Annotated in this window: 21 protein-coding genes; 11 read left to right on the forward strand and 10 right to left on the reverse strand. The window is 60.8% G+C overall.

Going from position 1 to position 21,242, the window contains the following annotated elements; genetic code table 11:
* Nucleotides 1-18 precede the first annotated feature (18 nt).
* Genes mutM through VGG22_08355 form a run of 5 tightly spaced genes read right to left on the reverse strand, consistent with a single transcriptional unit; the run spans nucleotide 19 to nucleotide 6,723 of the window.
* Entirely contained in the window at nucleotides 19-831 is an 813-nt protein-coding gene (gene mutM, locus VGG22_08335; protein ID HEY1728364.1) for a bifunctional DNA-formamidopyrimidine glycosylase/DNA-(apurinic or apyrimidinic site) lyase, read from the reverse strand.
* Entirely contained in the window at nucleotides 815-1,246 is a 432-nt protein-coding gene (locus tag VGG22_08340) for a DUF192 domain-containing protein (protein ID HEY1728365.1), read from the reverse strand. Before VGG22_08340 ends, mutM begins: the two co-directional genes overlap by 17 nt.
* A complete protein-coding gene (polA, locus tag VGG22_08345; GenBank protein ID HEY1728366.1) occupies nucleotides 1,243-3,942 on the reverse strand; it encodes a DNA polymerase I in 2,700 nt (899 codons plus the stop codon). Before polA ends, VGG22_08340 begins: the two co-directional genes overlap by 4 nt.
* Nucleotides 3,939-6,272 (reverse strand): hypothetical protein, encoded by a 2,334-nt coding sequence (locus tag VGG22_08350; protein ID HEY1728367.1) that lies wholly within the window; start codon nucleotides 6,270-6,272, stop codon nucleotides 3,939-3,941. The genes polA and VGG22_08350 overlap by 4 nt, the downstream gene beginning before the upstream one ends.
* A gap of 34 nt (nucleotides 6,273-6,306) precedes the next feature.
* Complete coding sequence (locus VGG22_08355) at nucleotides 6,307-6,723, reverse strand: hypothetical protein (GenBank protein ID HEY1728368.1); 417 nt, start codon at nucleotides 6,721-6,723, stop codon at nucleotides 6,307-6,309.
* 205 nt (nucleotides 6,724-6,928) lie between these two features.
* On the opposite strand from VGG22_08355, the gene VGG22_08360 reads away from it, so the two are divergent.
* Nucleotides 6,929-7,471 (forward strand): hypothetical protein, encoded by a 543-nt coding sequence (locus tag VGG22_08360; GenBank protein HEY1728369.1) that lies wholly within the window; start codon nucleotides 6,929-6,931, stop codon nucleotides 7,469-7,471.
* A gap of 1 nt (nucleotide 7,472) precedes the next feature.
* Nucleotides 7,473-7,742 carry a hypothetical protein gene (locus VGG22_08365; protein HEY1728370.1) on the forward strand — a complete coding sequence of 90 codons (270 nt, stop codon included), beginning with the start codon at nucleotides 7,473-7,475 and terminating at the stop codon, nucleotides 7,740-7,742.
* Here the strand turns inward: VGG22_08365 and VGG22_08370 are convergent.
* Nucleotides 7,732-9,102, reverse strand: a complete 1,371-nt coding sequence (locus VGG22_08370; GenBank protein ID HEY1728371.1) for a DUF5069 domain-containing protein — start codon at nucleotides 9,100-9,102, stop codon at nucleotides 7,732-7,734. The genes VGG22_08365 and VGG22_08370 overlap by 11 nt on opposite strands.
* Before the next feature lie 160 nt (nucleotides 9,103-9,262).
* On the opposite strand from VGG22_08370, the gene VGG22_08375 reads away from it, so the two are divergent.
* The 6 genes from VGG22_08375 (at nucleotide 9,263) to VGG22_08400 (ending at nucleotide 13,646) form a co-directional block, all read left to right on the forward strand.
* Nucleotides 9,263-10,135, forward strand: a complete 873-nt coding sequence (locus VGG22_08375; protein ID HEY1728372.1) for a fumarylacetoacetate hydrolase family protein — start codon at nucleotides 9,263-9,265, stop codon at nucleotides 10,133-10,135.
* Nucleotides 10,135-11,271: a Re/Si-specific NAD(P)(+) transhydrogenase subunit alpha gene (locus VGG22_08380; protein ID HEY1728373.1), complete on the forward strand. Its 1,137-nt coding sequence runs from the start codon at nucleotides 10,135-10,137 to the stop codon at nucleotides 11,269-11,271. The genes VGG22_08375 and VGG22_08380 overlap by 1 nt, the downstream gene beginning before the upstream one ends.
* Nucleotides 11,268-11,582, forward strand: a complete 315-nt coding sequence (locus tag VGG22_08385) for an NAD(P) transhydrogenase subunit alpha (protein HEY1728374.1) — start codon at nucleotides 11,268-11,270, stop codon at nucleotides 11,580-11,582. The genes VGG22_08380 and VGG22_08385 overlap by 4 nt, the downstream gene beginning before the upstream one ends.
* A complete protein-coding gene (locus tag VGG22_08390) occupies nucleotides 11,579-12,985 on the forward strand; it encodes an NAD(P)(+) transhydrogenase (Re/Si-specific) subunit beta (protein ID HEY1728375.1) in 1,407 nt (468 codons plus the stop codon). The genes VGG22_08385 and VGG22_08390 overlap by 4 nt, the downstream gene beginning before the upstream one ends.
* Nucleotides 12,986-13,059: 74 nt before the next feature.
* Nucleotides 13,060-13,239 (forward strand): hypothetical protein, encoded by a 180-nt coding sequence (locus VGG22_08395; GenBank protein ID HEY1728376.1) that lies wholly within the window; start codon nucleotides 13,060-13,062, stop codon nucleotides 13,237-13,239.
* Nucleotides 13,239-13,646: a hypothetical protein gene (locus tag VGG22_08400; protein HEY1728377.1), complete on the forward strand. Its 408-nt coding sequence runs from the start codon at nucleotides 13,239-13,241 to the stop codon at nucleotides 13,644-13,646. The genes VGG22_08395 and VGG22_08400 overlap by 1 nt, the downstream gene beginning before the upstream one ends.
* A gap of 88 nt (nucleotides 13,647-13,734) precedes the next feature.
* Here VGG22_08400 and VGG22_08405 read toward each other — a convergent pair whose 3' ends face one another.
* The gene (locus VGG22_08405) at nucleotides 13,735-14,865 is read right to left on the reverse strand and encodes an MFS transporter (protein HEY1728378.1); all 1,131 of its coding nucleotides are present in this window, start codon (nucleotides 14,863-14,865) and stop codon (nucleotides 13,735-13,737) included.
* Nucleotides 14,866-14,955: 90 nt separating this feature from the next.
* Here VGG22_08405 and VGG22_08410 point away from each other — a divergent pair, with 90 nt between their 5' ends.
* Nucleotides 14,956-15,795 carry an amidohydrolase family protein gene (locus VGG22_08410; protein ID HEY1728379.1) on the forward strand — a complete coding sequence of 280 codons (840 nt, stop codon included), beginning with the start codon at nucleotides 14,956-14,958 and terminating at the stop codon, nucleotides 15,793-15,795.
* Between the two features lies 1 nt (nucleotide 15,796).
* Here VGG22_08410 and VGG22_08415 read toward each other — a convergent pair whose 3' ends face one another.
* The 3 genes from VGG22_08415 to VGG22_08425 are packed head-to-tail and all read right to left on the reverse strand — an operon-like array spanning nucleotide 15,797 to nucleotide 19,370.
* The gene (locus tag VGG22_08415) at nucleotides 15,797-16,585 is read right to left on the reverse strand and encodes an enoyl-CoA hydratase/isomerase family protein (protein HEY1728380.1); all 789 of its coding nucleotides are present in this window, start codon (nucleotides 16,583-16,585) and stop codon (nucleotides 15,797-15,799) included.
* Nucleotides 16,570-17,781 (reverse strand): CaiB/BaiF CoA-transferase family protein, encoded by a 1,212-nt coding sequence (locus VGG22_08420; protein HEY1728381.1) that lies wholly within the window; start codon nucleotides 17,779-17,781, stop codon nucleotides 16,570-16,572. Before VGG22_08420 ends, VGG22_08415 begins: the two co-directional genes overlap by 16 nt.
* Before the next feature lie 5 nt (nucleotides 17,782-17,786).
* Nucleotides 17,787-19,370 carry a peptide ABC transporter substrate-binding protein gene (locus VGG22_08425; protein HEY1728382.1) on the reverse strand — a complete coding sequence of 528 codons (1,584 nt, stop codon included), beginning with the start codon at nucleotides 19,368-19,370 and terminating at the stop codon, nucleotides 17,787-17,789.
* Between VGG22_08425 and VGG22_08430 the strand changes: the two genes are divergently transcribed.
* Both VGG22_08430 and VGG22_08435 read left to right on the forward strand, forming a co-directional pair.
* A complete protein-coding gene (locus tag VGG22_08430) occupies nucleotides 19,334-20,284 on the forward strand; it encodes a hypothetical protein (protein ID HEY1728383.1) in 951 nt (316 codons plus the stop codon). The genes VGG22_08425 and VGG22_08430 overlap by 37 nt on opposite strands.
* On the forward strand, nucleotides 20,281-21,090 hold the full coding sequence (locus tag VGG22_08435) for an isocitrate lyase/phosphoenolpyruvate mutase family protein (protein HEY1728384.1): 810 nt from the start codon (nucleotides 20,281-20,283) through the stop codon (nucleotides 21,088-21,090). Before VGG22_08430 ends, VGG22_08435 begins: the two co-directional genes overlap by 4 nt.
* Nucleotides 21,091-21,242 lie beyond the last annotated feature (152 nt).

Genomic DNA, 21,242 nt, shown 5'->3' on the forward strand with positions numbered 1-21,242 from the left:
AAAGGGTTTCTATGCGGCTCAGCGTTGACAATTCCGGCACCACCAGGTCCCCCGCTGCGCCAAAACCGTCCGAACGAGCGGCCTCTTACAACGAGGACACGGCTCGCCCTCACGGCCGTAGACCGTGAGCTCGTTTTGGAAGCCGCCTTCCATCCCTTCGGCATCAACGTAGTCGCGCGAACTGGTCCCGCGCATCTCGATTGCCTTGTGAAGCACGGCTTGGAGTGCCCCGTGCAGCCGAACGATCCGTTCATGCGAGAGTTTCCCAGCCGGCGTCGTCGGCTTGATCTGCGACTCCCACAGCGCTTCGACGGCATAGATATTTCCGACACCCGCGATCCGCCGCTGATCGAGTAGAAACGGCTTGATCGCGGTTGGCCGGCCTTTTAGAATTGCCGCAAATCTCGGAATGTCAAATTCCCGTGAAAGCGGCTCGACACCGAGCTCGGCATCCCATATTTCATCCTTCTGAACGAGCCGCATTCGCCCGAACCGGCGCACGTCGGCGAACGCCAGACGCGTGCCGTCCGTGAAGTCGATGACGACGTTCGTATAAGGATAGAGGGCGTCTGTCTGTCGCTGTACGATCAACCGTCCCGTCATTCGCAACGACACGACGAGTTTGCGTCCCGATGCGAGATCGATGACGGGATACTTTCCGCGACGTCCGGCACGTGCAATACGATCGCCGGCGAGCTGCTTCGCGAATGCCGGCCGCCGCGGGGCGATCACGATCTCGGGACGTAGCGCACGCGCACCGGCGATCGTTTTGCCGACGATCGTACTTGCGAGTCCGCGAGCTATCGTCTCGGCTTCAGGAAGCTCCGGAATCGCGTGGCTCCAACTTTGGAATCGTCAGCTTCAATCCCGGGTGTAAGCCGGCGCGTTTGGCTTCTCCAGCCGCCAGCTCGATCACGTATTTGCCGTAACCGTCGCGCCGAATCTCTTCGCCCGGCGTTTGCGCCGATTGAGCCGGAACGTCGGCCGCGATCGAATCGATCGTGCCGTTGGCTCGTACGAACAGCATGTCGAGCGGAATCAAGGTGTTCTTCATCCAGAAGCCTTGCCGCTGATCGGCGGAAAAAATGAAGATCATCCCCTCGTGCGCCGCGAGTTGCGTGCGGAACATAAGACCGTATTCACGTGTAGCGTTGGTGTCGGCGATCTCGAGCATCAACTTTTCATTCGGGGCTTGGACGGTGATGCTGCGCGCGAGCGCCAGCATCAACGCGAGCAGCACCATCATGCGACGTTTTCTCCTTCGGCGCCGGCCTGATCGGGATCGTAGGCGGCGATGTCATACCAACTGCCGCCGACTTTGATCGTGGCCTCGACCGGGACGGAAAGCTGCATCGCGCCCTCCATCTCGCTCTTAACGAGACGCGCTACCTTATCGCGCTCATCGGCTGCGACTTCGAAAATCAGCTCGTCGTGAATCTGCAGCTGCATGATCGCATCCAGCTTGGCGTTGCGCAGCGCGGCGTCGACTTTGACCATCGCGAGCTTCATGAGATCCGAGGCGCTGCCTTGCAGGGGTGCATTCGTTGCCTCGCGCTCGGCCGCCGCTCGCAACGCGAAGTTTCGCGCACGCAAATCCGGCATGTAGCGGCGCCGCCCGAGCAGCGTGCTGACGTAGCCTTTCTCGCGACCCTCTTCGAGATTACCGTCAATCCAAGCGCGTACGCTGGGGAAGCGCGCGAAGTACGCATCCGTCATCGCACGCGCTTCGGCTTTTGGAATCTCGAGACGCTGGGAGAGTCCGAATTCCGACATGCCGTAGAGCAACCCGAAGTTGACGGACTTCGCGATGCGGCGCTGATTCGGATCGACGTCCTGTCCTTTCGGCACCGCGAAGATTTGGCGAGCCGTAAAATCGTGAATGTCCTCGCCTTCCGCGAAGGCCGTGCGCATCGCCTCATCGCCGGAGAGATGCGCCATCAAACGCAGCTCGATTTGACTGTAGTCTGCGGCCAGCAACACGCGTGCGTCCGGCGCGACGAACGCTTTGCGGACGCGGCGTCCAAGCTCACTGCGCACCGGAATGTTTTGCAAATTCGGGTTCGTCGAGGAAAGCCTTCCGGTCGCGGTCGAGGTTTGATTGAATTCCGTGTGGATTCGGCCACCGGAATCGGCGAGCGACGGTAAAACATCGACGTACGTATTCTTGAGCTTCGAGACTTCGCGGTATTCGAGGATACGCGCGCAAATCGGATACTCGCGCGCAAGTCCTTGCAGCACTTCGATCCCGGTCGCCCAACCGGTTTTCGTTTTCTTACCGCCCGGAATGCTCAACCTTTCGAACAGGACGCGGCCGAGCTGCAGCGGTGAGCCGAGATTGAACGTCTCGCCGGCCAGCTCGTAAACCTCGTTTTGCAACGAAGTGATGCGCGCGTCGATTTCCCTCGACATCTTGTTGAGCTCACGCGGATCGAGCTTGATCCCGGCGCGTTCCATGTGCGCGAGGATCGTGGCTAGTGGGAGCTCGAGCTCTTCGTAGAGTGGAATCTGCTCGCGCAGCGCCAGCTCGTGTCGCAGCTTTTCGGAAAGACGCCAAACCGCATCCGACCAGGCCGCAGCTTCTTCCGGCAGCGTAAGCGCCAGATGCTCTTCGGCGGCATCGGTTAAGCGGGTGTACGCGCGTCCCGGATTGAGCAAATGCGCCGCGATCATCGTATCGTCAACGACGTGACAGACGTCGCTCTTGGTCGCTGCGATCAATGCTTTCGCATCGTGCACGACGATCTGCGCTTTCCCGGACCATAGCTCGGAAAACGCTGCGCCGACGTCATCCAGTTCGAGCGCCGTCACCAGGAACGAAATGCCCGTCCCTTCTTCGGCCGTAATTCCGAGCGTCTCGTTGCTCGGCAACAAACCACGTTCGGTGATCCCCGGTTTGAGCGCAATTGCCAAGCGCGTTTTCTTCGCGAGCTCGCGCAACGTTGCAGCCAGGCGTTTGAAGTTCGGTGGATCCGTGTCGCCGACGAAGGTCATATACTTGCCGGAAAGGGCTTTCGGTGCAGCTTCCATCGCCGCCGCGTCTTTCGGTGCTTCCAGCTTAGCGAGCAACGATTTGAATTCGAGCTCGCGATAGAGCATGTACAACGCGTCGTTGCCCGGCGGTTTATAGTGCGCATGATCCCAGTCGACGTCGATCGGAAGATCGCGCAGCGCGGTCGAGACGTCGCGGCACAATTGAGCCTGCAGGCCATACTCACGCACCAAGCCTTCGAGCTTCGGCGTTCCGGCGATCGCCGGATTTGCGACCAGCGCGTCCAGTGTCCCGGCTGCATTTATCAATTTGCTCGCAGTTTTTTCGCCGACGCCCGGGATGCCGGGCAAATTGTCGGACGGGTCGCCCTTGAGCCCGCGATAGTCGGCGAGCTGGCTCGGTTCGAGATCGAAACGTTCGCGCACCGCGGCTTCGTCGTAACGGCCAAGGTCGGTAATACCGCGGCGCGTCATCAACACGGTCGTGCGGTCGTCGACGACTTGCAAGAGATCGAGATCGCCGGTTACGACGAGCGTGCGCTGGCGCGCTTCGACGGATTTCTTCGCGAGCGTTGCGATGATGTCGTCGGCCTCTTCGCCGTCGATCTCGACGATTGGGATATCGTATGCTGCCAGAACTTTGCGCACGAGCGCGAATTGGCTGCGCAAATCGTCTGGCGTCTCCTGACGGTTGGCTTTATACTCGGCGTAGCGCTCGAGCCGCGCGCGCGGAACGCCTTTGTCGAAGGCCGCGATAACGTGCGTCGGGCGTTCGTCGGCGAGCACTTTTTGTAGCATCATGATGAAGCCGTAGGCCGCATTGGTCGGCATGCCGGTCGCCGTCGTCATCACCGGCAGCGCAAAGAAGGCGCGATAGACGAGCCCGTATGTGTCGAGCAACATCAAGGTCGCCGTATCAGGCGGCGGTGTACGCGCGGCGGTAGTCGTGGTCATTGCACGGAAAGCGCGAGCGACGCGGCCCCGACGTCGCCGTCGTCCGAGATTTTCAGCACGGAGACGACGTAGCGACCCGGTTGCGTCGGAAGATCGATATTGAATGCATCGCCTTCATTCTGCCCGATGCGCCAAACGATCGCATGCGGCGCTGAGATCGCAAGACTATTGTCAGGCGCTGCAACCGTGCGCGCGTTATCGGCGCCGAAAATATCTTGCGCTTTCGATCCGGCCGGCGCGACGTATGCGTGCCAACTCGGGTCGGTCGATGCGGGATCCTGAGTCGTCGTTCCGCCGGCTGCCAAAATGGCCGGGGCGTTGTCAAACGATGCGCCCGCGCTCGGCCGGCCGTCGGAGACGCGCACGGCGAGCAACGCGGCAGCCTGTTCTCCGCCGTCCTGAATCGAGATATGCGCGGTTGCACCCGGCGCGTAATTGCCGCGGTCGGCGCTGAGCGCTGTGACGCGCGGATAACCCGGCCCGTCGATCGCGACCGGAAAATCGCTCGTGTAGACGGCGCCGTCTTTGACGAACGCGACACCTATCCGAACCGTACCTACCGCATTTGCGAGCGATAGACGTGCCGTCGCGTGTCCGCCGGATGCGCTCACGACACGTGTGTCCGCGATGCGTGCGCCTTCAACGGTAAATAGCGCGCTGCCGTACGCGCCAGTCAGCGTCGCGTCAACGTCGATGTGATCGCCGAGTTTGTAACGGTCTTTATCGAGCGTCAAAGTGACGTCGGCGCTCCGGCTTGCAAGCCGGGCTCCCAACACGCTTGGCGCGACCGTGACGGCGGTTGCGTCCATTGCCGCCGAGTTATCGGTCAGCTGCGCGGTCGCGATATTGGTGCCGAGCTGCATCGAGTGAAACGTCGCTTGCGCGTGCCCGAGCGAATCGAGCTTTACGGTTTCATCCGACGTGTTCGGACCTTTCGTCAAAACCACGTGCACTTGCCGGCCTGCCGCCGGGCGTCCGTCCGCCGCATCGAAGCCATGCACATCGAAGATCGCGGCTTGCCCGACGTCGAGCTGCGCATTATCGGGTGTGATCGAAACAACGGTCGATGCATTGGGAACGACGACTTGGGTCGTGGCGGTCGCGCTTTGCGTCGATGCGACGACACCGTACGTCGACGACAGCCCGTCCGTCGGCGCCGCCAGCGTCACGAGCGCAGTTCCATCCGAGGTCGTGCGAACCGACGTGTTCAGAATCGTCGTCGTTCCCCAGCGAGGCACATCCGGATTTTCGCCGGGCGGGATGACGTGCGGCGTGCGCACCACACGAACTTGCACGACTTGCCCGGAAATCGGTTTGCCCTGACTGCGTAGCGACACGCGCAGCGGGACCGAGGACGATGCCGAACAGTTTGCGCCGCACAATGCGGCGACGCTCAGTGTGAAATCGCCGCCCCCGTCGACGTGGACGGCAGTGCCGCCCGTACCACCGCCGGCAGTTGCGATGATGGCAAGCTCGCCGGCCGGCGTATCTTGTGAGATCGGGAGCGCGCCCCAAAAACCGCCGCTCGGTTCCAATTCGAAGATCGCGTTTGCGACGGCCCGTCCATTGACGAGCGCGCTGACGTGTACTTGTCCGCGCATCGGCTTGAACATCGCGCCCTCGCGCTTGCGCGCGAACCCGACGACACGCAACGTTTCGCCGGCGCGCACGACACCACGATCGGCGCGAACGCCGACTATCGCGAGCGGTAAAGGCGGCTGCGGCGTGAGCGATACGAACGCTTTGCTGCGTCCCCACTCGGCAAGTGCAAAGCGCGCGCCGGCGATGCCGTGCGCAATTCCGTCGGCGCCTGTCTTGGTCTCAACGAATTTGCCTCCGGCCAGCAGCGTAACGCGCATGCCGGCAAGAGGCTGCCCCGTACGCAAGTCGGTTCCGTACAGAATCCAGCCTTCCGGCGTTTCTTTCGTGACCAAACCGATTCTCGTGAGATTGATCCAGGTTTGCTGCGAGGCATCGCCGCGGCGCGCCTCGATCACGAAGAACCCTTCGCGATTACCGAGCGGAACGCTCACATCGTTCGATTCGAATCGATAACCCTGAGGCGGCGTGAACTTCCAGCGTGCGACTGCATGCGCGTGTGACGTATCGATCGCGTGCATGCGCGAGCTGCCTGCGATCAGAACGTCGGCCGGATCGGTCTCGTAGGCTACGAAATCGACCGGTGCGCCCGAATACGTGTCGAGCCGAACCACGACGTCTTTCCACGGCACCGTGACGTCGCGCGCATACAGCGCGAAGACGCCGTCTAGCTTGTGGGTGTCGAGGAGCGGACGCGCGGCGCGCACCGCCGGCGCCATCTGCGCGAGCACGATGACGACGATCAGGGCGACGCGGAGAAGTGCTCTAGTATTCGTACGAAATCGTGCCGGCTTGTTCGAACGCCATCTTGAACGCGACGCCGAAATTACGAACGTCGCCGCGTTTCATGGGCGAGTAGTCGTTGCTGATCCCGATCAATGCCGAAGAGCCGCTGTCGATGCCGGCGTAGCGGCTGCCGTCACTGCCGGTAAAAACAAAATGCGTCGCAACCGGAAAGAGCTGCGACGAAATGTCGTTGGTCAACTCCACCTTGAATATCAAATACGACTGCGACGCGCCTCCGACGGTTCCAACCGATGCATCGTTACTACTCACGAACCGGTTGTCGAGAATCTTAATGTCGGTAGCCGAAGAATAGAGGCTCGCCGGCGTCGGTTTCTCTTGGCATCCCACGGTCAGCAGACCAAGCGCAAACAACGCTGCGGATATCCGTCGGGGCATGCATTCGGTCTTCGCGGACTGCGAAGGTTGCGCCTCGCATCAACGGGTACAAGCTCTCAGCTATGAACGACGAGACTGGCGGGGAACCGGCGACCGTTCCGTGTCGCTACTGCGGGAACGATGCGGACACTGCTACGCCCGGGACGGAGCTGGAAGCAACAAACGGAAAAACGGACGTGTACCAAGTAATCGTACTGTGCGCAGCTTGTCGCCGCCCGTTCGCGACGATCGCGCGGAATTGATCGCGATGCTCGTACGTAGCGCTATCCTCGCCGCGGCAGTCGCATTGCTCGGCGCATCGCCTGCGCCGGTCAGCGTTCCCGTACCCGGCGTTCCCTTGCACGCGACGTACACCGTCGAAACGAACAAGCTCGGACAAGTCGTGCGAGTCGTGTCCGCCAACGCCTCGAACGATGCGCGCTTCAACACCGCGACGCGCGGCAATGCGTTGCAAGCATTCATTCGGCGGCCTGACGGGACTGCAACTGCGGGCGTCTACAAGCTCAACTATGACTATTCGCCCAAAACAAAAGACGTGCGGCGCGACGTGCAGCTGGTTCACGCCGGCGGCGTCGATCCGAATGCGAAGGGTTACGTAACGCTCGCGCTCTCGAAATCCAAAGCGCTGCCGGGCACAACGCCCGATCCGCTCCAAGAGGCGAAGCGCGCCACTGCAGCCGGATCGAATTCGCATCTGCCGGATTTCAACAAAATCGTCGAGCCCATACCGTCCAGCTCGAGCAAGTAGTATGGCGCGGCGTTCACGCAAGCCGCAAAAACGCGAAGCTGCAGCGACGCCGGAAGACTTGATGCAGTTTTACCTGCGGAATCGTGAACAGTTCGAGAAACGCAGCGATGCGGATCTTGAGCGATCCTGCGCGTCGAAGGATGCCTATCCGACCGAAGCGCACGCGCGCGCGGTTGCCGCAATGAACGGCATGGCGAACGTTCTGTATACCTACGAGTGTTTTTATTGTAAGCAGTGGCACCTCACGCGGCGGCCTACTCCTAGCGCGTAAAGCTTATCTCGTCGTCGTAGTGAATGAGATCGAAGAAGTTCTCAATATCGCGGCGCGTTTCGAGGCACGGATAGCGCGCTACGAATTGCTTGCGATGTTCTTCATCGCGGAACGCACGTGACGTGAGCTTTTGGCTGATCTCGGAAAATTTGCCGGGATCGCTCTTGCTTCGCACCCAATTCGCAATCTTCTCGTCGTCGCGCAGATCGCGCACCGCTTGCGTGAAGTCGTCTTCGTTGACGCCGAGCCACTCGAGAAGATAACCTGAGAGTCCCGGCGTGACTTTGTAGCCGCCAAGCGTGCCCTGCAGTTTGGCCTTCGTTTTATCGATAGTACGCGCAAGCAACACGAGCCCGCCAAGCTCGACGTGCGGCGAACGCGGTGGATGCGCGCGCAAATCGGCTTCCGGAAACTCGAGCGCAGCGGCGCGATAAGCACCCACGGCGTCAAGCAACGGACGATCGTCGAAGCGAAAGAAATAGGCCTTTTCATCGGCCGTGTGCACGTACGGCATCCAAGCCGGAACCGCGAACGTATCGCCGCGCTTCCATTCAAGGACGGCGTCGCCGATCTGGGTGCGTCCCGAGCCTTCGACGACATGATAGACGGCGCTCGCCGTCTCGCGGCGTTCGGGCGATGACGTTCCCGCATTGACGCGTTCAGCCGAGGCGCCGATCGTGCGCGAAACGGGACACAGCGCATCGCGAAGCACGTAGTCCACCGATGCAAATGATTGCGACCCTTGATCGACGAGCGCGACGATCTCCGCCCACGGATATTTCAGCCGCGACGGTCCACTCGGTGGACTCGAGGGGTATCGCGGGTCGACGTAGCCCTCGGCAAAATTGGCTGGGATGAATTGCCAAACCGGCAGATCGAGCCCGTCGAGCCAGATCATCTCGCCGTCGCCCTCGTGTCCGTGATCGTGGAATTCCCAGGAAGGCGTGAGGATCACGTCGCCGCGTTCCATCGTCACCTTCTCGCCGCCGACCGCCGTGAAGCCGCGGCTGCCTTCGATAATAAAGCGCAGCGCGAATGCGGTGTGGCGATGAGCCGGCGCCGTCTCGCCCGGTAAGATCATTTGCAGGCCCGCGAACAACGTGTCGGTCGTGTACGGCGCACGCAACGCCGGGTTCACGAGCATCAGCACGCGGCGTTCGGCTTCGTCCGCCGAGATCAGATGACCGGCGCGCCCGAGCAGCTCGCGGAGCTGCGCGTAGCGCCATACGTGCGGGACCGCTTTTGGTACCGGTTTAGGTGGAACCATCGCGCGCATCGCCGTCCAGAGTGGTGCCGTCGCCTGCGCTGATACGTCTTCAAGAAGACGATCCAGGGAATCGGCCGGGACGGTTGTTGCCATGATGCACCCCCTTGTTTGAAAGGCGCTTCGCCCCCGGCTCCGCGCCCCCCGTGCTGCGCACGGGACCCCCACGCAGTAGGGCCCCTCATAATTGGAGTAAAGTAAGCATTCCCCGTGGGGGCCCTTAACAACATTTTCTTTTTTGGGGTGTGGACCTAGTATGCGATTCGTCAGCTTTATGCGAGGCCGCGATGCGGCGTCAGGCGTTATCGAAGGGATGTCCGTTCGTCCGTTTCGCGCCGGACTCGATCTTGGAGCGTTCATCGCGCTTGCACCCTCAGAGCGTGCAGCCGAGCTGAAAAATCTCGGTCAGCCGATGTCGCTCGACGACGTGCGTTTGCTCGCACCGGTCCATCCGCACAAGAACGTCTTCTGCGTCGGCCGCAACTATCTCGCACACGCCGAAGAAGGCGCGCGCGCACGCGGACAGGAGCTCAAGCTCCCCGACGTCCCGACGTTCTTTACGAAGGCGCCGACCGCGATTGCGGATCCCGAGCAAACACTCGAGCTGGATCCGAAGCTTTCCTCACAATACGATTGGGAAGCGGAGCTGGCCGTCATCATCGGAACGCGCTGCCGCGACGTTGCGGAAAAAGACGCGCTGGATGTCATTTTCGGTTACTCGTGCCTCAACGACGTAACGGCGCGCGATCTGCAAAAGGCTCACGTACAGTGGTTTAAAGGAAAGACGCTCGACAACACGTGCCCGATTGGTCCGTGGGTCGTCGAAGCTTCCGACATTCCCGACCCGCAAAAGCTCGAGATCGCACTGACGGTCAACGGCGAAGAGAAGCAACACTCAAATACCGATAAGATGATCTTCTCGATTGCCAAGATCATCGAGAGTCTCAGCGCCGGACTCACGCTCGAACCAGGCGACGTGATTGCGACGGGAACGCCCGAAGGCGTCGGTTTCGCGCGCACGCCACCCGAATTCCTCAAAGACGGCGACGTCATGGAGATCACGATTCAGAACGTCGGCTCGCTGAAGAATAGCGTTCGGCTCACCGCGCCGGTCGCCAGCGCCCGCTAATGCTGATCGTCGTTCCGAAAGAATCCGCCGAAGGCGAGCGGCGAGTCGGCCTTGTCCCCGACACGGTTGCCCGCCTCATCAAAGCCGGTCACACGATTCGCATCGAGCACGATGCGGGGACGCGTGCGAGCTTTCCCGACGATGCGTACACTGCGGCTGGGGCTACAGTCGTCGATCATTCGGCGCTCTTTGCGGGCGCCGATTTGGTCGTGCACGTCAGCCGCCCGAGCGACGCGGAGTTGAGCGAGATCCCGCAAGGGACGGCGCTGCTCGGACTCCTTGCGCCGCTCGGTGATCCGCGGTATGTCGAAGCGCTCGCCGCTCACAAGCTCCGGGCGCTTTCGATGGATGCGATCCCGCGCATCACGCGTGCCCAGAGCATGGACGCGCTTTCCTCGCAAAGCAACATCGCCGGTTATAAAGCCGTCATTCTCGCGGCGGAATATCTGCCGAAGTTTTTTCCGATGCTCACGACCGCAGCCGGCACGATTGCACCGGCGAAAGTCCTGATCCTCGGCGCAGGCGTTGCAGGACTGCAAGCCGTCGCGACAGCGCGGCGCCTCGGTGCCGTCGTCTCCGGATACGACGTGCGCGCGGCAGTCAAAGAACAAGTACAAAGTCTGGGCGCAAACTTTCTCGAGTTCGACCTGGGTGAAAGCGCCGAAGGCTCCGGCGGATATGCAAAAGAGCTGACGCCGGAACAAGCCGAGCGGCAACGTCAATGGATGGTCGATCACATCGGCAATTCGGACGTCGTCATTCCGACCGCGCTCGTCCCCGGACGGCGCGCGCCGATCCTGATCACCGAGGAAGCGATCCGCAAAATGCGTCCGGGCTCCGTGATCGTCGACGTCGCGGCCGATGCGGGTGGAAACTCCGCACTGACCAAGCCGGGTGAAGTCGTCGTCGAGAACGGCGTCACGATTGTCGGCACCAAGAATCTCGCAGCGACGATGCCGCTGCACGCGAGCCAGCTTTATTCGCGCAACGTTCTCGCATTGCTCGACGCAATCGTCAAGGAGGGCAAGCTCAACTTGGATCGCAGCGATGAGATCGTACGTGACACGCTCTTGACCGAAAACGGCGAGATCTTGCACGAGCCAACCAAAACCGCGCTTGCCGGAGGACGCACGTGAGCGCACACCTTCTCACCGAACTCACCGTCTTTATTCTCGCGCTCTTCGTTGGCATCGAGGTGATCTCGAAAGTTCCGACGACGTTGCACACGCCGCTGATGTCGGCGACAAATGCGATTCACGGCATCGTTCTCGTCGGCGCGATCCTCGTCGCGGGTCTGCCGAACCCGCCGTTGCATCCTATCCTCGGCGTCATTCTCGTGGTGATGGCGAGCCTCAACGTGTTCGGCGGTTACACCGTCACCGAACGCATGCTCGAGATGTTTAAGCCCAAAGCGGCACCCACACCGACTGACGGGAAGCGCGGATGACGGCAAATCAACTGGCAAATCCCGTCGACATCGCCTACCTCATCACCGGCATCTGTTTCATTCTCGGCCTTCGTTATCTGAACTCACCCAAGACGGCGCGCCTTGGCAATCGCATTTCGATGTTGGGCATGCTCATTGCGCTCGTCGCAACGCTGACGCAAGGTATCGTCGGCTGGTGGGAAGTTGGGATCGGCATTGCAATCGGTGCGGCGATCGGCATCTACTCGGCGCGCGTCGTCAAGATGACGGCGATGCCGCAGATGGTCGCTGCGTTCAACGGAATGGGCGGCGGTGCGGCTGCGATGGTCGCACTCGGCGACGTTCTTCGCTTGATGCGCGACTCTGGCGGAACGGTACCCGTCGATCAGGGCGTTCCGATCGTACTCTCCTGCGCAATCGGTTCGATCAGCTTCGCAGGCAGCATCATCGCGTTCCTCAAGCTGCAAGAATTGATGACCGGACGTCCGATTCAATATCCGGGACAGCAAGTCGTCAACGCGCTGATCGCGCTCGTGATCGTCGTATCGGCTGTCGCAGTCTGCGCCAGCTACGTGCCGGAGCTGGCGTTCTACCTGCTTCTCGCGGCGGCACTGCTGCTCGGCGTGCTCTTCGTGCTGCCGATCGGCGGCGCGGACATGCCCGTCGTCATTTCGCTCTTGAACGCGTTCACGGGTCTAGCAGCCGCGATGACGGGATTCGTGCTCGACAACAACGTGTTGATCATTAGCGGTGCGCTGGTCGGCGCGTCCGGTACGCTGCTCACCGTGCTGATGGGCAAAGCCATGAATCGCTCGATCACGAACGTGCTCTTCGGTGCGTTCGGTGCGGTTTCGAAGGCTACCGGAGGCGCAGCAGTCGCCGGCGGCGACGGACACGTGCGCAGCGGAACGGCCGACGACATCGGCGTCATGCTGGCGTACGCGAAAGAAGTCATCATCGTTCCGGGTTACGGCATGGCGGTCGCGCAAGCCCAACACAGCGTGCGCGAGCTTGCCGATCAGCTCGAGAAAAAGGGCGTCGAGGTCAAGTACGCGATCCATCCGGTCGCGGGACGCATGCCCGGCCACATGAACGTCTTGCTCGCCGAGGCCAACGTACCGTACACCTCGTTGTACGACATGGAAGACATCAATCCCGAATTTCCGCGCGCCGACGTCGCGCTTGTGATCGGCGCAAACGATGTCACGAACCCCGCAGCGCGCAACGTCCAAAGCTCGCCCATCTACGGCATGCCGATTCTCGACGTCGACAAAGCGCAGAACATCGTCGTGCTCAAGCGCAGCATGAATCCCGGTTTCGCCGGCATCGACAATCCACTCTACGAAAATCCGAAGACGATGATGCTCTTCGGCGACGCCAAAAAATCCATCGATAACCTAACATCGGTCGTTAAAGGGTTGTAAGGATGCGCGGCGCCGCGTGTCATCCCGAGCGTAGCAATGCGAAGCATTGCGTAGTCGAGGGACAGCGATAATCGATGAGACCGATTATCTCGCACGTCGATATGCGCGTGCGGCATCGCAAGAAAGCCGAAGCGTTCTATCAACGCATCTTCGACGTGCTCGGCGGCATGTACGGCGAGAACTACTACGCGGTCATTTTCAATGATCCCGACGGCAATCCACTTGAAGTCGTCTGTTACGAGGCAGAGGACTAATGTTTTCGCCGGAGTGGATTTCGGCTGCGAGCGCCGCGATTGCGCTCATCGTCGTCGCTATTTCCGTGCACGCTGCGCTTCGGCAGCTCGAATTGATTCGTATATCCAACCAATCGGCGACGTTTTTGTCGCTCGTACAGCTAACACATTCGGAGACGGTGCTCGCAGCACTATCGTTCATTTACGACGGGAATCTCGAGCGCCTATGCGATGAACTCGGCGACGCGCCAACGGCCGAGCAGGTATGGGAGAAAGGGATCCCCGCTCTTCCGGCGCTCTTTTTTACGAAACCCTCGGAGCGTGCGTGCTGCACAAGATGCTCGATCGGGAACTCGCCTTTGGTACCTTTAACGCCGCCGGCGTTTGGGGTAAAGCTGCCCGATTCATTCGCCTATACCGCAGAGTAGCAAACAGGCCCGACGTGATGGATAAACTTGAAGCACTTGCGGCAATCGCGCAGACGCACCGGGAGCCCGAGTGGCCGCGGATGCCCGACTAACGCCGAGCGGCTACGAGGGCAACGATGGCAAGCAGAACGACCATTCCCGCGAGCGCAGAGCTCGCGACATTCAGAGAGTAGAGCGTCGAAAGCGCGCCGACGCCGATTACCGGTATCGAGTTTCCGGAAAAGCAACCGATGAAATAGGCCGAGGCTACTTCGGCGCGGCGATCGGACGGAGCGATTGCGTTCACGACCTGCAATCCACCGCGATATCCGAGGCCGAACACGATTCCGACGAGCGCGCTCGCGACGAGCAGCAGCAGCATCGAGCCTAAGAGCTGCGCCGTAACGAGCAAACCCGCCGCCGGCACGAGCCCGAAGAGTCCGGCCAACATCGAAACGCGCCCGTCCAGCTCGCGCGTGACTATCATAACGACGACGGCAATCGCGACCATCTCGAAGACGACGCTACCCGCGACGGCGTTGTTCGAGTTGTGCAGCGCTTCGCGCAGCATGCTTGGAATCAGCGCGAAATAGAACCCCGCGAGCGCAAACGTTGCGAATGCCGAAACGACCGGCGGGACGAATGCGGCCCGAATATCGCTCGGCACGCCGACGCGCGGGCGAAGATCGAGCTCGCCGATGCTCCGGACGCGATGCTGCACCGTCTCGGCCGGAAAAACGAGAATCATAATGACTGCGACGACGATGATGAGCACGTTGACGACGAATGGCAATGTCAACGGGTCGGGCGCGTATTGTGCGAGCAATCCGCCGATGAGTGGTCCGATCGCGATGCCCGTCATGTTGCTTGCCGTCGCCATCACGGTCGCAGCGGAACGTCGCTCCGCGCCATAGAGCTCGACGAGCCACGCGGTACCCGTCCCGGATGCGATTCCGACCGCGAGACCGCCGAGAATCCGCCCCGCGTAAAGCCACGCGGTGTTCTGCGCAAACGAGAACAGCAACACGCTGCCGACCGCCAGCAGCATTGCCGCAACGGCGACCTTCTTGCGTCCCATTTGATCGGAGAGTCGACCGAATAGCAAGAGCGCGACGAGATTACCGGTCACGTAGACCGCGTAGATGAGCGTGAGCGTGACGTTCGAGAAATGGAACTCGCGCTCGTAGAGCGCGTACAACGGCGTGATTACCGTACTGCCTAGGAAAGCGGCGCCGATCATAACCGCTACAGCTGCGATTCCGCGCATACTTCCCACGGTGGGCGAAACCCGCGCGAGGTGGGTGCCGTTGCAGAGGCGTAGCTCGCTCGCATGGTCGTCGACGCGCATCATCATTTATGGCGCTATCGTCCCGGATTTAAACCGTGGATGGAAGCTAGGGAAGAGCTTGCGCCGCTGCGTCGCGATTTTCTCGGCGACGATCTACTGAAGCTGATTCGCCAGAACGGCATCGATCGCACCGTGATCATTCAAGCCAATGATACGCTCTCGGAATCGGCGTTCATGATCGATTGCGCGCACCATCATCCGTTCATCGCCGGCGTCGTTGCGTGGGCGCCTCTCGAGCAGCCAAAGGCAACCGAAGAAGCTCTCGATATCTACGACAAAGCGCCGCGCGTCAAAGGCTTCCGGCACATGATCATTTGGGAACCGGATCCGGATTGGCTCATCCGTCCGGCTGTAATCGAGAGTCTCGGGCTCGTTGCGGAACGTGGCTACACGTGGGACACGACGGCGACCGTGCCCGCGCATCTCGAGCACGTCAGCACGCTCGCCGAACGTCTACCGAGTCTCAAAGTGGTCATAGATCACCTCGGGAAACCCGCCGCCACGCAAGGGCTTTGGGAGCCGTGGGCAACCTCGATGCGACGCGCATCGTACTATCCCAACGTCTACGTCAAGCTTTCCGGATTTCTGAATGCGGCGACGCTCGCGAATGCGACGCAAGATCAATTCCGCCCGTACGTCGAGCACGTCTTCACGTACTTCGGCCCCGAGCGCGTAATGATCGCGAGCAACTGGCCGGTCTCGAATCTCGGCACCGACTATCGCACCACCTGGAACCAGGCGCGTGCGCTCATCCCGCAACTCGACGAAGCCGGACGCACCGCCGTGATGGGTGGTACCGCGACTGAGTTTTACAAGCTCTAGGCTATTTTCCGGTCCATTTCGCGGGACGCTTTTCAAAGAAGGCCGTCATGCCTTCACGGAAATCTTGGCTCATGTAACAGCTGAGGACCAAATCTTGTCCTTCGGCATTCGCACCCTCGTGCATGATCCGGCGCAACGCTTCTTTGGTCGCGCGGATCGTCAGCGGCGCGTTTCCAGCGATCGTCTCCGAAAGTTCGGTCGCGCGCTCCATCAATTTGTCGGGCTCGACGATCTCACTCAAGAAGCCGAGCTGGTACGCGCGCTGCGCATCAAATAACTTCGCCGTGAAGACGTTTTGCTTGACGGCAGTGTAACCGAGCTGGTTGACGAGCCGCTTGTAGTTTTCGATCGATAGGCAGTTCCCGAGCGTCCGCGCGACGGGATACCCGAAACGGGAATCCGGCGTTGCAATCCGCAGATCGCACATCGTTGCGATCGACATTCCGCCACCCGTGCACGCGCCACGTACGACCGCGATCATCGGAACGCGCACGCGCTCGAGCTTGTCCATGACGGCGTTCATTTGGACTTCGTAGTTGATCGAGTCTTCGGGCTTCTTGAAGTTCTCGAATTCCGAGATGTCGGTCCCAGACACGAAGGCTTTGTCGCCGGCGCCGGTCAGCATCACCACGCGAACGTCATCGTCGGCGTTGACCTCGTCGGCGATCTCCGCGAGCCGGTCGTACATCACGCGTTTCATCGCGTTCCGAGCCTGCGGACGATTGAACGTCACCCACAGCACGTGTCCTTTTCGTTCGGTGAGAATCTCGTCGGTTAGGACAGAACGCATGCCAACCCCACTACTCCACGTTCGCTCATTTTAGTGATCGCTTGATTGTCGAAGCCCAACTCCCCCAGAACGTCTGCCGTATCCTCGCCGAGCAGCGGACCCGCGCGCTTGATTTGTACGGGCGACTCTGAGAACCGCATCGGTGAGCCAAGCTGGCGCACCGGGCCGACCTTGGTGTGCGGCGCATCGACGAAATAGTCACGCGCCAGCAAATGCGGATCGTTGAAAACCTGATCGTAGTTCTGCAAGAGCGAGCACGGAACGCCGGCTTTTTGCAGCTCGTCGACCCACGAGTGACTGGGTTTCGTCGTCGTCACCGCCTCAATCGGCGGGACAAGTTCCGCAAGATGTTCGCGCCGCAGATGCGGACCGGCGTAGCGTGGATCGTTGATCAAATGTTCGAGGCCGAGCACTTTGCAGAACGCGCTCCAATTCTTTTCGGAGTTCGCGCCGACCGTGAAGTAACCGTCGGAGCTGCGCAAGGCCTGATAGACGGCGTTGGTTTGATGCGCAGAACCATGCCGGCGCGGAATTTCGCCGGTCGTGAAATACTTCGCGGCTTCGTATATCGAGAAGCTCACACCGGCCTCGAAGAGCGAGACGTCGATCAGCTGGCCTTCGCCCGTTGTTTCGCGCACCCGTAGCGCAGAGACGGCAGCCAGCGCACCGTACATCGCGCACACGAGGTCGCACATCGGCACACCGATCTTCACCGGACCGCCACCTTCCTCGCCCGTGATGCTCATGAGACCACTCATTGCCTGCGCCATGATGTCGAGACCCGGCAAGGCACCATACGGACCGTCTTGCCCCCAACCGGAGGCTACGACGTAGATCAAGCGCGGATTGATCGCACGCAAGCGCTCGTAATCAAGCCCGAGTCCGCGCATCGTCCCAGGACGCAGATTCTCGACGACGATGTCGGTGCGAGCAACCAGCTTGCGAAAGATGTCTTTGCCTTCTTCCGTCTTGAGGTCGAGCGCGAGGCTGCGCTTGTTTCGGTTGATGCGCAAAAAATTTGCACCCTCCCCATCGACGAAGGGCCCGCCTTGACGCGACATGTCGCCGCCGTCGGGATTCTCTACCTTCACGACGTCTGCGCCCAGATCCGCGAGCTGCATCCCGCAGAACGGACCCGCCATATAGTTGCCGACCTCGAGCACCCGAATACCGGTCAGCGGAGGAGCTTGCGTCATCCGTTTCATTTCGTCAATCGCCATCCGGCGGCATTCCACGTGGGCGAGAAAGCGCTCGGCGCGAAGCCGGCAAGTCGTTTGTCGTACGCGTAGACGTAGGATGGATTGAAGAGGTAGATGATCGGCACTGCGTCGGCGACGGCTCGCTCGATCTGCGCGTAAATCACCTTCCGGCGCGCCACGCTCACGTTGATGAGCGCTTCTTGCTCCAAACCGTCGACGTGTGCGTCGCACCAGCGTGCGTAGTTTGCGACGCCGTTGCAGCGAAAAAGAAAACTGTCGTCCGGATCGACTCCGACGGGAAACGGAACGTATGCGAGATCGAACTTCCCCGAAGCGAGTATCCCGGTTTGCGGCAAGAACAGCTGAGCGTTCGAGATCGACTTAATCGTAACGTCGATTCCGCGAATGCGTAGCTCGGCTTGAATGAACGTTGCGGCTGCGACGCCGGTGCGCGTTTCCGGAAACTGAACGTACACGAGCGCAAGCTTCTTACCGTCCTTCTCGCGCATCCCGTCGCGTCCACGCAGCCACCCTGCCTCATCGAACATACGATCCGCAGCAATCGGGTCGTACGCCGGCTCGTGCACGGACGGATCGCGCGCCCACGAGTAGAGCGGCTGGATCGTGTCGATTACCGGATAACGTCCGAACGTGATTTTCTGACTGATGGCTTGCCGGTTGATCGACGCCGCGAGTGCGCGACGAACGCGCACGTCATCGAGCGGCGGATGCGTCGTATTGATGACGATGCCGGCCACCAGCGCGAGCGGTACGTAGCGAAACGTGATGTAAGGCTGATGTTCGACGATCGCTTGTTGATCCGGTGCAATGAGATTCCAGTCGATGCTGCCGGATTGCAAGAGCGTAAGATTCGTTCCGGGATCCGGGACAATGCCGACGTTGAGGCGCTTGGTCGCGGGCTCGCCGCGCCAATAGCGTGGATTGCTGACGTATTCCAAACGCTCGCCGCGCTGCCACGAAACGAACAGATAGGGTCCGTTACCGATCGGATGGTCGTTGAACGACGAGCGCTCGAGTGAATTCTCGTGGATCAAGAGATGCGCGGGCAGGACGAATTGCGAGGATGCACCGACGGTGAAAAACGAAACGACCGCCGGCGCCCAGGCGCTCTTGAGTCGCACAACGACGGTTTGTGCGTCGACTGCATACGCGCTGGCGATTCGATCGTAGCCTTCGCGCGAACGAACCGGATTGTGCGGATTGCCGATCGCTTGGAGCGTAAAGAGCACGTCGGAAGACGTGACGGGCACACCGTCGCTCCACCTGACGTTAGGCCGCAATCTGTAGACGATCGTGCGTCCGTCGCGCGAGAGCCCGCCGTTCTGCAAGGTAGGGATGACCGAAAGCAACGCTGGGACGAGGTGCCCGTGTTCATCCACATCGATGAACGGTTCGAACACCAGCCGCGCTAGCTGGGCTTCAACGGAGGCGGCATCCGGATGCGCGAAGAGCGGATTGAGATTCGCCGGATCTGCGGCGATGTCGAAGCGCACCACCGGAGCCGGAGCAGCCGCACCGAGCGTCAAGAATGCCAGCACGAAAACAAGTAGAGCGACCCTCTTCATCAGGCCGCGTTTCGCACGAGCGCCTGACGCTTCCGCTGAAAGGCCCCGGCGGCGAACCGATCGACCTTCGTCGCACCTTGTGCTCGCACGGATTCGTCGAGCTTGCGCCCAGCGTCCCCGACGACGACTACCGCGGGATGACGACGACCCTCGCGCTGCGTCACGGCGCACGGACGATACATTTCTTCGAGGCCTCGCCGGGCACACTTGCGATCGACGTCGCCGGTCCGCGTCCGAGCGCAAAAACAAGCGACGAAATTGAGCGCGCGGTTCACGTCATGCTCGCGCTGGACGACAATCTTTCGCCGTTTTACGCGCTCCTGGCGGGCGATCCGATCTTAGAATGGGCAACAAAAGGCGCAGGCCGGTTATATCGGAGCCTAACGGCGTTCGAGGACGTCATTAAAACAATCCTTACGACGAATTGCGCGTGGTCGGCGACGATTCGCATGAACAACGCCCTCGTGCAGCACCTCGGCGCGGAAGCGCCGGGCGGCGCCCACGCCTTTCCGACGCCGCAAGAAATGGGGGGCGCCCCGCTATCGTTCTACAAAGACGTTGCGCGGGCCGGCTATCGCGGTCCGTATCTTCGCTCGCTCGCGAAATCGGTTGCAAGCGGGGAGATCGATCTCGAAGCGTTACGCGCTGCGGATCGCACGGTGCTTGATGACGAGGCGCTGGAGAAACAGCTGCGAGCTTTACCGGGCGTCGGACCGTATGCGGCCGCACACATTATGATGCTGTTCGGACGGCGGCACCGGCTCGTCCTCGATTCCGCGACGCGCCCACGCTACGCGAAGCTGACCGGGCGAAAAACGAAAGACTCGACGATCGTTCGAAAGTTCGCTCGCTATCGAAATGACGCAGGACTCGCATTCTGGCTCTACATAACCCGGCATTGGATAAAAGAATGAACGCATACGAAACATTTCTCCAGCTTCATCACGGCAAAGAAGCTTTCGTCATGCCGAACGCATGGGACGGCGCATCGGCCGCATTATTAAAACGCTCCGGATTTCTTGCGCTCGGCAGCACCTCGGCGGGAATTGCGTTCGCGCTCGGACGGCAAGATGGACGTCACGCCGTTTCGCTCGAGGAAGCAATCGACAACGCAAAACTTCTGTTTCGTGCGAGCGGCCTTCCGATCAACGGTGACTTGGAAGATGGATTCGGCCCGAGTCCGGATGATTGCGTGCGAACCGTACAAGCTGCAATAGACGCGGGTCTCGGCGGCGTCGGCATCGAGGATACGACGGCGGATCCGAACGCACCGATTCACGGCTTCGACGCAGCCGTAGCGCGCATTCGCGCCGCTGCCAAAGCGGCGCACGGCAAGATCGTGCTGACTGGCCGCACCGACAACTACCTCAACGGTCGCGAGGATCTCGACGACACGATTCGCCGCCTCGTTGCATTTGCGGAAGCCGGCGCCGACGTGCTCTATGCGCCTGCGCTGCCGGATATGGACGCAATCAAAAAAGTCATCGCGGCCGTGGCACCAAAACCGGTCAACGTTCTGATTGGCCCGGGAACCGGTATCGTTCCGGTCAGCGAACTTTCAGCCGCAAGCGTAAAACGCATCAGCCTCGGCGGCGCACTCTATCGCGTCGCAATGTCGGCGCTCGTCGACAGCGCAAAAGCGATGCTCGCGGGCAATCTCAAACCTGCAACGACCGGCATCCCGTTCGGTGAGATTAGCGCGCTCTTTCCGAATCGGTGACGTGCGCGCCGATTTTCACCTCGGCATGGCCGACGCTGCCGTCGGGGCGAGAATGGCGCTCGATTTCGGTTGCCTCGAAAACCGTCTCCATGAAATCGATCAATTTGACGGGTCGGCTATTCGGCTGGCTGGAAGCTCATGAATAAACAGCC

This window comes from Candidatus Baltobacteraceae bacterium (assembly GCA_036489885.1).
Taxonomy (GTDB): domain Bacteria; phylum Vulcanimicrobiota; class Vulcanimicrobiia; order Vulcanimicrobiales; family Vulcanimicrobiaceae; genus JAFAMS01.

Excerpts from the sequence above, each read along its gene's own strand:
- VGG22_08400 (HEY1728377.1), top strand. The coding sequence starts at position 13,239 with ATGTTTTCGCCGGAGTGGATTTCGGCTGCGAGCGCCGCGATTGCGCTC.
- VGG22_08405 (HEY1728378.1), bottom strand. The coding sequence starts at position 14,865 with ATGATCGGCGCCGCTTTCCTAGGCAGTACGGTAATCACGCCGTTGTAC.
- VGG22_08420 (HEY1728381.1), bottom strand. The coding sequence starts at position 17,781 with ATGACGCAAGCTCCTCCGCTGACCGGTATTCGGGTGCTCGAGGTCGGC.
- VGG22_08415 (HEY1728380.1), bottom strand. The coding sequence starts at position 16,585 with ATGCGTTCTGTCCTAACCGACGAGATTCTCACCGAACGAAAAGGACAC.
- VGG22_08435 (HEY1728384.1), top strand. The coding sequence starts at position 20,281 with ATGAACGCATACGAAACATTTCTCCAGCTTCATCACGGCAAAGAAGCT.
- VGG22_08340 (HEY1728365.1), bottom strand. The coding sequence starts at position 1,246 with ATGATGGTGCTGCTCGCGTTGATGCTGGCGCTCGCGCGCAGCATCACC.
- polA (HEY1728366.1), bottom strand. The coding sequence starts at position 3,942 with ATGACCACGACTACCGCCGCGCGTACACCGCCGCCTGATACGGCGACC.
- VGG22_08395 (HEY1728376.1), top strand. The coding sequence starts at position 13,060 with ATGAGACCGATTATCTCGCACGTCGATATGCGCGTGCGGCATCGCAAG.
- VGG22_08390 (HEY1728375.1), top strand. The coding sequence starts at position 11,579 with ATGACGGCAAATCAACTGGCAAATCCCGTCGACATCGCCTACCTCATC.
- VGG22_08365 (HEY1728370.1), top strand. The coding sequence starts at position 7,473 with ATGGCGCGGCGTTCACGCAAGCCGCAAAAACGCGAAGCTGCAGCGACG.
- VGG22_08380 (HEY1728373.1), top strand. The coding sequence starts at position 10,135 with ATGCTGATCGTCGTTCCGAAAGAATCCGCCGAAGGCGAGCGGCGAGTC.
- VGG22_08375 (HEY1728372.1), top strand. The coding sequence starts at position 9,263 with ATGCGATTCGTCAGCTTTATGCGAGGCCGCGATGCGGCGTCAGGCGTT.
- VGG22_08410 (HEY1728379.1), top strand. The coding sequence starts at position 14,956 with ATGGTCGTCGACGCGCATCATCATTTATGGCGCTATCGTCCCGGATTT.
- VGG22_08430 (HEY1728383.1), top strand. The coding sequence starts at position 19,334 with ATGCCAGCACGAAAACAAGTAGAGCGACCCTCTTCATCAGGCCGCGTT.
- VGG22_08370 (HEY1728371.1), bottom strand. The coding sequence starts at position 9,102 with ATGGCAACAACCGTCCCGGCCGATTCCCTGGATCGTCTTCTTGAAGAC.
- VGG22_08425 (HEY1728382.1), bottom strand. The coding sequence starts at position 19,370 with ATGAAGAGGGTCGCTCTACTTGTTTTCGTGCTGGCATTCTTGACGCTC.
- VGG22_08355 (HEY1728368.1), bottom strand. The coding sequence starts at position 6,723 with ATGCCCCGACGGATATCCGCAGCGTTGTTTGCGCTTGGTCTGCTGACC.